At 54.9% G+C, this 8,536-nt stretch carries 12 protein-coding genes and 1 tRNA gene; 5 read left to right on the forward strand and 8 right to left on the reverse strand.

Annotation, left to right across the window (positions count from 1 at the left end; genetic code table 11):
- The coding region (locus K5905_RS20675) for a Bax inhibitor-1 family protein (protein WP_297587171.1) at positions 1–221 on the forward strand (221 nt) is incomplete at its 5' end.
- A gap of 81 nt (positions 222–302) precedes the next feature.
- Here K5905_RS20675 and K5905_RS20680 read toward each other — a convergent pair.
- Positions 303–692, reverse strand: coding sequence for a DUF2794 domain-containing protein (locus K5905_RS20680; protein WP_297587173.1), 390 nt, complete (start codon positions 690–692; stop codon positions 303–305).
- 554 nt (positions 693–1,246) lie between these two features.
- On the opposite strand from K5905_RS20680, the gene K5905_RS20685 reads away from it, so the two are divergent.
- Positions 1,247–1,780 carry a GNAT family N-acetyltransferase gene (locus K5905_RS20685; protein WP_297587175.1) on the forward strand — a complete coding sequence of 178 codons (534 nt, stop codon included), beginning with the start codon at positions 1,247–1,249 and terminating at the stop codon, positions 1,778–1,780.
- Positions 1,781–1,795: 15 nt separating this feature from the next.
- Here K5905_RS20685 and K5905_RS20690 read toward each other — a convergent pair whose 3' ends face one another.
- Complete coding sequence (locus K5905_RS20690; protein ID WP_297587177.1) at positions 1,796–2,332, reverse strand: hypothetical protein; 537 nt, start codon at positions 2,330–2,332, stop codon at positions 1,796–1,798.
- 175 nt (positions 2,333–2,507) lie between these two features.
- On the opposite strand from K5905_RS20690, the gene ppa reads away from it, so the two are divergent.
- On the forward strand, positions 2,508–3,047 hold the full coding sequence (gene ppa, locus K5905_RS20695; RefSeq protein WP_297587179.1) for an inorganic diphosphatase: 540 nt from the start codon (positions 2,508–2,510) through the stop codon (positions 3,045–3,047).
- 35 nt (positions 3,048–3,082) lie between these two features.
- On the opposite strand, the gene K5905_RS20700 is transcribed toward ppa, so the two are convergent.
- From K5905_RS20700 to K5905_RS20720, 5 genes are all read right to left on the reverse strand, one after another.
- A complete protein-coding gene (locus K5905_RS20700; protein ID WP_297587181.1) occupies positions 3,083–3,517 on the reverse strand; it encodes a metallopeptidase family protein in 435 nt (144 codons plus the stop codon).
- 50 nt (positions 3,518–3,567) lie between these two features.
- Positions 3,568–3,822: a hypothetical protein gene (locus K5905_RS20705; RefSeq protein WP_297587183.1), complete on the reverse strand. Its 255-nt coding sequence runs from the start codon at positions 3,820–3,822 to the stop codon at positions 3,568–3,570.
- The gene (locus K5905_RS20710) at positions 3,819–4,343 is read right to left on the reverse strand and encodes a disulfide bond formation protein B (RefSeq protein WP_297587185.1); all 525 of its coding nucleotides are present in this window, start codon (positions 4,341–4,343) and stop codon (positions 3,819–3,821) included. Before K5905_RS20710 ends, K5905_RS20705 begins: the two co-directional genes overlap by 4 nt.
- An 18-nt stretch (positions 4,344–4,361) precedes the next feature.
- Positions 4,362–4,940 carry a YqaA family protein gene (locus K5905_RS20715; protein ID WP_297587187.1) on the reverse strand — a complete coding sequence of 193 codons (579 nt, stop codon included), beginning with the start codon at positions 4,938–4,940 and terminating at the stop codon, positions 4,362–4,364.
- A gap of 154 nt (positions 4,941–5,094) precedes the next feature.
- Positions 5,095–5,179 (reverse strand) — tRNA-Leu (locus K5905_RS20720).
- A gap of 266 nt (positions 5,180–5,445) precedes the next feature.
- Between K5905_RS20720 and K5905_RS20725 the strand changes: the two genes are divergently transcribed.
- On the forward strand, positions 5,446–5,967 hold the full coding sequence (locus tag K5905_RS20725) for a cupin domain-containing protein (protein WP_297587189.1): 522 nt from the start codon (positions 5,446–5,448) through the stop codon (positions 5,965–5,967).
- A gap of 115 nt (positions 5,968–6,082) precedes the next feature.
- Positions 6,083–7,648: a CYTH and CHAD domain-containing protein gene (locus K5905_RS20730; RefSeq protein WP_297587191.1), complete on the forward strand. Its 1,566-nt coding sequence runs from the start codon at positions 6,083–6,085 to the stop codon at positions 7,646–7,648.
- Positions 7,649–7,665: 17 nt separating this feature from the next.
- Here K5905_RS20730 and phnF read toward each other — a convergent pair whose 3' ends face one another.
- A complete protein-coding gene (gene phnF, locus K5905_RS20735) occupies positions 7,666–8,406 on the reverse strand; it encodes a phosphonate metabolism transcriptional regulator PhnF (RefSeq protein ID WP_297587192.1) in 741 nt (246 codons plus the stop codon).
- Between the last annotated feature and the right edge of the window lie 130 nt (positions 8,407–8,536).

Below are 8,536 nucleotides of genomic sequence, written 5' to 3' on the forward strand. Positions count from 1 at the left end.
TCTTGGCGTCTTCCGCGCTGCAGTTCGCTATCTCCGTGATCGGTGTTCTGGTCTTTGCCGGCCTGACGGCCTATGACACGCAACAGATCAAGGAAATGTACTACGAAGGTGACAGCTCTGAAGTTGCCACCAAGAAGTCCGTCATGGGCGCTCTGCGCCTCTACCTGGACTTCATCAACATGTTCCTGATGCTGCTGCAGCTGTTCGGCAACCGCGAATAAGCGACAGCACATCTGACAAACGAAAAGCCCGGCAATGCCGGGCTTTTTTGTGAGTACTCTCGCTCTTGCGATCTATCGGGTTCAGGCGTCCACCAGTCTGAGGTGCTTCTTCTTTTCCAGAACCCGCAGAACCTGGGCAAGTTCATGCCCCCTTTTCAGGATCATGCCCCCTGTGCCGACAACCGAATAGGCACCCTGCCGGCGCGACAGCTTCGGATCCTTTTCAATTCTGTAGAGCGGCATTTCCGAAGACCGCCGGAATACGGAGAACACTGCCTTGTCTTTCAGAAGGTCAATCGCATAGTCGCGCCATTCGCCGTCAGCGACCATGCGACCGTAAAGCCTTAAGATGGTATCGAGTTCACGCCGGTTGAACGCAACAACTGGTCTGGAGGGGAGAGCCGGTTGGCTTTGCGGCGACGGGTTGAACCCCGCGCCGTGCTGAAACGCGCTGTCATCGGCTTCGCTCATTCCGCCTCCATTTTCTTTCGCGGGTTCGCAATGAACATTGAATTGCTCTAGCGCATTTCAATGTCACCTGTCTGCTATGATGCGTTGGCTTTGGGGTATCTGGCAAGCCCGCAATGTCAGAAAGGGTTTCCTTCGCCTCACACTTCGTATATCTACCAAGTAACAAACTGACAGATTACCTAAAAATATGCCGCTACGGCACTTTGCCCAAAAAGAATGCGCAAAATTCCATGATTTCGCCGCATTCCAGCCCTTGGCCAGCCATTTTACCAACCCATATTGAGATCATACTCTGATGGGTATGACCAGTAGGGATCGCGGAATGCATTAGCCCCCCAGCCCCCCGGGGTTCTTACCGGTCAACTAGATTTAATGAGTCAAACATCAGGGCAACTGAAGGGCCGGCGATCAGCCGGCCCTTTTCATTTACTGCATTCAACCCCATCCATTCATCGTCAGTTTTCCGTAGCCCTGAAGCTTCGGCACCACTTTTCGTATTTCGATTCAAGAATGCCTCTTTTCCAATTCAGAGCTTGTTGTATCCTCTTCTAAGGATGACCACTGACCTGATAGATCTCCGTGCAGCCCGGGCTGCAGATTGCGAGGCACTTGCCGGCATTCACAATGAAGCCTGGCTCGGCGCTTACCGTGGCGTATTGCACGGTGTCGATTTGCAGAAGATGGTTGCGCGTCGCGGAACCGGATGGTGGCGCGGTGCGCTGGCCCGCGGTGTTGATATCAAGATCCTCAGCATCGCCGATACGCCCGCCGGATACGCAACCTTTGGCCGTTGCAGGTTGCAGGGTACCGGAATGGAGGGTGAGATATACGAGCTTTACCTGAAACCGGAATATCAAGGCCTTGGCTTTGGACGCACGCTCTTCAACAGTGTCAGGGAAACGCTCGATGCCAGAAAACTCTCCGGGCTGGCTGTTCAGGTCTTAAGCGAAAACACGCCTGCCCGTGCATTTTACAGGGCTGTCGATGGCAAACTGTCGGCAAAGTCCTGGTACAGGCTCGGCGGTCGTCGGATGGAATTGTCGATTTACACCTGGCCTCCGGACAGCAGCACCAGGTATGATCGCTGAAGGCATGAACAGCTGTTAGAGAATTCCCGGATTGCCGATGACGACCGGCTCCGAGGAACAATCGAACCGGCCCGCCATCGTATCCGCCGCGTTTCTCGCAAGACTATTGGCATTGCTGTTGGCCTGAGCATCGATCCTGGCGATCTGACAGGTCCTACCGCCAGGAACAAGCTGCGTGACAATCAGAATACTCCCGGTCTTGCTGGCACCGTCCAGGCTGGGAAACCAGCGCAATATGGTGGCGAATGGAACACCATTGCGCAAACGCCATTCAAGTGTCTCGTTGACCGTGTTGAAATTCGGCAACGTCTGGGACGCAGCCGGTTCATCAATGGCGGCCGGGCCGAAAGAGACGAACATGCGCAAATCACCTTCAGCGACATAAACAGCCTGTCCCTGAATTCCGGGACACTCCCAGGCCCCTCCAAAGGTTCCTTCATCTGAAGCCGTTGCGACCTGAGTACAGCCCTGGAGCCGGATCTTGGAATAGGTACTGGTAACGTCCGCCGCCCCTGCCTGAACCGCGCCAATGGTCCATAAGATCGCCGCCACTAACGGGCTCCATAGTTTCGAACTAAAGCAGCAATTGGTCATTGTCAGACTTCCGGATATCAGCACTGTCATATTAGAGGCATCTTCATCAATTAGGTGCAATGCAAAAATTAAAGGCTTGAACTTCTCGAGCTGGATTGCGATAGACGGCGCAAAGATCAACAGGAGTTTTACGATGCGTATCGACGCCGTGCCGATTGGCAAGAACCCGCCGGAAGACATCAACGTCATTATCGAGGTGTCCATGGGCGGTGAGCCGATCAAATACGAAATGGATAAGGATGCCGGCGCGATGTATGTCGATCGCTTCCTTTACACGCCGATGCGTTACCCGGGCAACTACGGCTTTGTTCCTCATACGCTGTGCGGCGACGGCGACCCGATCGACGTGATCGTGGTCAACCAGCGCCCGGTTGTTCCGGGGGCAATCATGAATTGCCGCCCGATCGGCGTCCTGTTGATGGAAGACGAGTCCGGTCAGGATGAAAAGATCATTGCCGTTCCGACCCACAAACTGACCAAACGTTACGACAACATCAACGATATTTCCGATCTTCCGGAAATCACCATTGCCCAGGTCAAGCATTTCTTTGAGCACTATAAGGATCTGGAACCGGGCAAATGGGTCAAGGTCACCGGCGTTGAAGGAACGGCAGCAGCAAAGAGACTGATTTCCGAATCCATCACCCGCGCACAAAAAGAAGCTGCGGAATAAGCTTAACGACCGTGTTTTTGGGGCCGTAGCCTGACCTACCGGTCGGTTGCGGCCTCAATGCGTTCCATATCCTGGTCGGAAAGCCCGAAATGATGGCCAATTTCATGGATCAGCACATGCGCGACCACATCCCCCAGACTGTCATCCATGGCCGCCCAATAGTCGAGGATCGGCCTGCGAAATAGCCAGATCCTGTTGGGCATCTGCCCTGTCAGGTCGGCATCACCACCATGAGTGAGGCCAAGTCCCTCAAACAAACCCAGAAGATCGTGCGGATCGTCGATCGAAAGCGCATCCAGAACATCGTCTGGGGCATAGTCGGCAAGACTGATCTGGATATGACCGCAGCGCAGCAACACGTCATCCGGCAGACCGGCAAGAATCTCGCTCGCCATGGCCTCGAAATCAGCCAGGTCCGGCGCCTTGCGGTCTGACCAATCACTCCTGCTTATCGGTTGGACGGATGCCATATTGCTTCTATTGCCCCAAAGTTCGGTACTCTTCGTCTAGCGCATAAGCTCTAGAAATAGGTAACGACGAGGTAAATCACCAGTCCCACGGCAAAGAGAGCCCCGGCGACCCGACCGATCCGCGTGCCCCAGATTTCGATCTGGTCGTCTTCGTCCTTGTCGGCAGCACTCAAGTGATCCTTTGCGCGGTCTGCCATGCGGACAAAGGTCGAACCGACGATGGTTTCACTTTCAGCCTGAACGCGGTCGATGGCCTTGAGAGCCTCTTCCCGCTTCTTGTCTTTTAGGTTTTCAGATCCGCTCATGCACTTACAGTGTCTTCATTCCGGCCCCGGTTCAACAGGAAAGCTGAAATCAGGGCAAACACGGCCACACCGCCGGAAGCAACCGCATTCCATCCGGCGAAAGAAAGGCCGAACAGTCTCCAGCTTGCCTCGGTGCAGCTGACGACGCGGGTTGACTGAAGCGCCTGCAGCATATTTGCCGCCGAAGAGGGAGCCGCACTACCGCCGCCACAGTCACTGGGCCCGGCCCAGAACGCCCACTCCGCACCTGCCTGATAAATCCCGAGACCGGAACCATAGGCAAACACAGCCGTCACACCCAAAAGCACCAGCAGAGCCGGTCCGACACGTTTTTGAACGATCAGGATAAGGGCCAAGGCGGCAAGCGGCAGTCCGACATAATAGGGCACACGCTGTTCGAGACAGAGTTTGCACGGCACATATCCGCCGATCAGCTGGAAACCCCAGGCAGCCGCAATTGCCGCCAGGCCGCCAAGCAGCGCCAGCGCAGTCAGATTTCTTGCCAAACGCTCCAAAGCCATTCCACCCTCATAATTTCTTTAAACAAACCGCAACAGCACAAACCCGCCGACCAACAGCACCACGAATAAGGTGAACATGAGGCCAAGCCGTTTCTCGATAAAGTCCTTGATCGGAGGGCCGAACAGGTAGAGCAGGCCTGAGACGACAAAGAACCGCAGACCCCTCGAAACAATGCTGGCAATGATGAAGACCGGCAGGCTTAAGCCTGCAACGCCGGATGCGATGGTTATCACCTTGTAGGGAAAGGGCGTCAGACCGGCAATGAAGACAAACCACCAGCCGTACTGGTTGAACACCGTGGTGAACTCGTCAAGCCAACCCATTTTTCCGTAAAACGTCAGGATCGGGACGGCAACCTGGTCAAACAGGAACATCCCGATCAGATAACCGAGAACACCGCCCGCAACGGAGGTCAGCGTACACAGGAATGCATACCACCACGCCCGCTCGCGCCGCGCAATCACCATCGGGATCAGCAGGATATCGGGCGGGATCGGAAAGACCGAACTTTCAACAAAGGAAACGGACCCAAGCGCCACAGGCGCACGCGGTCCGGCGGCAAGGGACAAAGTCCAGTCGTAGAGGCGTCTGATCATGGCGCATCCCATACCCGCCGCAGCGCAAAAAGTCACCTAGAGAATTCTTTTATTGGTGGCACGAGCAACTGAACGAGCACGCTCAGGCAGGCGACAATCGATAGCTTAGGAAGAACGCGCTCAGGTAGCCCGTAGGACAATAGCGCAACAAAAGTGGTGCCCCCCGCCGGAATCGAACCGGCACTCCCGAAGGAACGGGATTTTGAATCCCGCGCGTCTACCAGTTCCGCCAGAGGGGCAACTGACACCGGAGAGGGTGCCTATCATGAGCATCCAAAGGATGCAAGCGGTTAGGGTCCCGACGGGGACGGTCTATCCACGGGTTCAACAAACTGCAAACGCAACAGTCGTCTAAAATTTTATCGAACACGCCAACGCTTTCTTAATGCTGCCTCTCAAAACAGGTCTGCACACGCCGGATTTCGGTCGATTTTCCAGGAAGTTTAAAGTTCGATTCAAGATCTCTCCTGCACCTTGCCCAGACGACATCAGGAAGGATCAAACAGTGACTTTGGCTGAAAGCAACCAGAACTCCGTGCCGGCAGGTTATGGAAGCGAACTCCCGGGCAACCTGGGTTTCCTCGCGCCGGCATCCTTCGAAGACCAGCCGGAAAACGGCGTATTCACACGTTCCTTTCTTGACAAGGAAGCTCTCGAAAGTTCTCCAATCAACCCGGACTGGATTCTGGAGGGGAGCCCGCAGGCCAAATGCAAAAATTTGTCCCGGATCGGAAACTACTGGACGACCGTTGATCACTGGTCCTGTACCGCAGGAAAATTCCGTTGGCACTACGATCTCGATGAAACCATCCTCATCCTGGAAGGCAAAGCCTTGATCACGGACGACCAGGGTGCGGAGTATCACGCGGATCCGGGCACGACACTGACCTTTCCATATGGCTCGAGTGCGACATGGGTGGTTCCGAATTATGTCCGGAAGATAGCGTTCAACCAACGCTCCGTTCCGACATATCTCCACAGGGCGTGCAACCTCTTGAACCGGGTACAGCGCAAGTTTTTCAGATAAATGCGTTCAGCGTTCCAGTCTGGCGAGCGAAACTGCTCAATATATAGCCTGCGACAAAGGCGCAAATTGTGCGCATTTTCTGGACAAGAAGTCCTGGCTTGGCTAGAAATTTTTCATGACCAGATCCGGACGTGAAATCGAGCTAAAACTCGAACTTGACCCGATGGCACAGGACGCAATGAAACGCGCAGGTGCCATCGAGGGGTTTACCGCCAGCAAGTCGGTTACCAAAACGCTGCAATCGATCTATTACGACACTCCGGACCAGGCCTTGCGTAAGGCGAAAATCTCCTTGCGGGTTCGCAAGTCCGGAAAGAGCTGGATCCAGACCGCAAAACTTGGCACAGGTGTCATGGGCGGGCTTTCCTCACCAATTGAGGCAGAGCATCCGGTCAAGAGCCGAGCGCTTGACTTTTCAGTATTTGAAGATCGCGATGTCAGCGACAAACTCTCCAGGGTGATCGACGATGCACCGCTTCAGGAGTGTTTCGAAACCGTGATGAAGCGAACGACCCGTGAGCTGACGCGCGAGAGCGATGGCACTGTGATCGAACTGGCCTTTGACACCGGAAACATTCTCGCCGGCAGCAGCAGCCATCCACTGGTCGAATTGGAGCTTGAACTGAAATCAGGGCCCAACCAGGCCGTGTTCGATGCCGCCAAGGCTTTGCTGAAGGATGTTCCGTTCCGCTTCTCACCCTACAGCAAGGCTGAGCGCGGATACCGATTTGCGGAAGGTAGGCAATCGGATGAGCAAAAGCCCTATTTTGCGGAGGACATCACCTTTGCAGCTGGCTCCAGTGTCGAGCTGGGAATTCGTGACATCCTCAGGTCCTGCCTGACGCAGATTGCCGAAAATCGCCTGGTCGTACTTGCTTCGGAAGATCCTGAAGGTACGCATCAGCTTCGTATTGGATTGCGACGGCTGCGCAGTGCGTTTCGCCTGTTCAGACCAGCCCTCAACCCGACGACTGCTGCCCCACTTGACCAAATGGCACGTTTGATTGCGTCCGAGGCCGGTGCCTTGCGGGATCTTGATGTGCTGGTTGATGAAATCGTCACCCCGCTTGTCGAAAGAGCGCCTGAAAGCCTGTCTTTCGACGGGTTGCTTGAAAACCTGAAAACTTCGCGCGGGCGAGACACTCGCATAGCGCTTGTCGATCACCTGAAATCGGCGGAAGTGAACGCATTTCTTCTGGATCTGGCGGCCTACACCGAAGGCAGGGGATGGCTTGATCCGGAGAATTTCGACCAGACCGCGATTCTCGCCCAACCAATTGACATCTATTCCAGTCAGGCCTTGTCCAGACAATGGAAGAAAGTCCTGAAATACGGCAAACGTCTTGAGAATCTGTCCATCCCCGAGCGCCACGAAATGCGCAAGGCCATGAAGAAGATGCGTTACGGCATAGAATTCTTCGGATGCCTCTATCCGGAAAACACGGTCAAACCATTCCTCAAACGCATGAAAAAGCTGCAGGATATCTTCGGCTACCTGAATGACGTTGCCATGGCCGAAACACTTCCGGAAAAATGCAAGGTCAGGGGTGCCAAAGCGCTGGAAACGTCACAGGCCATCGGTTTCGTGATCGGATGGCACGAGGCCCAGTGCCAATCAAAGTGGCAACATGCAAAAGGCTACTGGCAGGCAAGCAGGGAAACACCGAAATTCTGGACGTGACCCGGATCATCTTCGGGTCAGTGTTCACCATTTACCACGAGCTGCATCCTGTCGGCCGCCGCGCGTGCGCGTGCGTACTGAATGGGTTTGCCTGCCATATCCAGGTTGACGCTCTCCACCACAAGCACTGGTTGGCCGAGAGGCAGTCCAAGTTGCTGGGCGTCCCGGGCTTCGACAAGTTCTGCTGTAATCCGGGTTTCCTTACGCCGGTAGTCTTCGATACCTGCACGGCGCAGCGCTTCCGTGATTGATCCGCTGTCGGCATAATCTGCGACAAAATTCGGAACGAGCGCCTGTTCCAGCCAACTGGTGCCGACCATCATCGGAATACCGTCGGCAACACGAAGTGTTTCCACCCGGATCAACGAGGTTCCAAGCGGCACCTCAAGCTGATTGGCAAGCAATGCATCGGCGTCTTCCAGCGCTGAACCGATGAGACGCCCGCTCGGCGCCCTGTCCTGGCCGGAGACGATTTCCGAGAACCGTGTACGCGGTCCGATTGGATAGTTGAGCGGGGCTGAAGCGACGAAAGTCCCCCGTCCCTGGTCTGCACGCAATATACCTTCACTGGTCAGCGCCGCAATTGCCCGACGAACTGTGTGGCGATTAACGCCGAACCGCGCCGCCAGATCGGATTCCGGCGGTAGTCGGCCGTCTTTTTCAAATGTCCCGCTGACAATTTCCGCCTTTAGCGTTTCCAATATCTGGCGCCAGACAGCAATGCCTGCGCTGCGGTCTAGAATGGTATTTTTCGTCATGCGCCCGTCATCAAATTTCAGTACCAAAGAGTCAATCAGTTTATTTGTATAGACAAATAGACAAATCAAGACTAGAAAACTTCAAAACTCACTATCTTCCCCAATGACCGCCCAAACCGAAGGCGCGCCT

Origin of the sequence: Roseibium sp., assembly GCF_025698965.1 — a bacterium.
Lineage (GTDB): Bacteria > Pseudomonadota > Alphaproteobacteria > Rhizobiales > Stappiaceae > Roseibium.

Bases quoted from the DNA above. Each gene is read 5' to 3' on its own strand.
- K5905_RS20715 (WP_297587187.1), bottom strand. From the start codon at position 4,940: ATGATCAGACGCCTCTACGACTGGACTTTGTCCCTTGCCGCCGGACCG.
- K5905_RS20730 (WP_297587191.1), top strand. From the start codon at position 6,083: ATGACCAGATCCGGACGTGAAATCGAGCTAAAACTCGAACTTGACCCG.
- K5905_RS20710 (WP_297587185.1), bottom strand. From the start codon at position 4,343: ATGGCTTTGGAGCGTTTGGCAAGAAATCTGACTGCGCTGGCGCTGCTT.
- ppa (WP_297587179.1), top strand. From the start codon at position 2,508: ATGCGTATCGACGCCGTGCCGATTGGCAAGAACCCGCCGGAAGACATC.
- K5905_RS20680 (WP_297587173.1), bottom strand. From the start codon at position 692: ATGAGCGAAGCCGATGACAGCGCGTTTCAGCACGGCGCGGGGTTCAAC.
- K5905_RS20685 (WP_297587175.1), top strand. From the start codon at position 1,247: ATGACCACTGACCTGATAGATCTCCGTGCAGCCCGGGCTGCAGATTGC.
- K5905_RS20705 (WP_297587183.1), bottom strand. From the start codon at position 3,822: ATGAGCGGATCTGAAAACCTAAAAGACAAGAAGCGGGAAGAGGCTCTC.
- K5905_RS20700 (WP_297587181.1), bottom strand. From the start codon at position 3,517: ATGGCATCCGTCCAACCGATAAGCAGGAGTGATTGGTCAGACCGCAAG.
- phnF (WP_297587192.1), bottom strand. From the start codon at position 8,406: ATGACGAAAAATACCATTCTAGACCGCAGCGCAGGCATTGCTGTCTGG.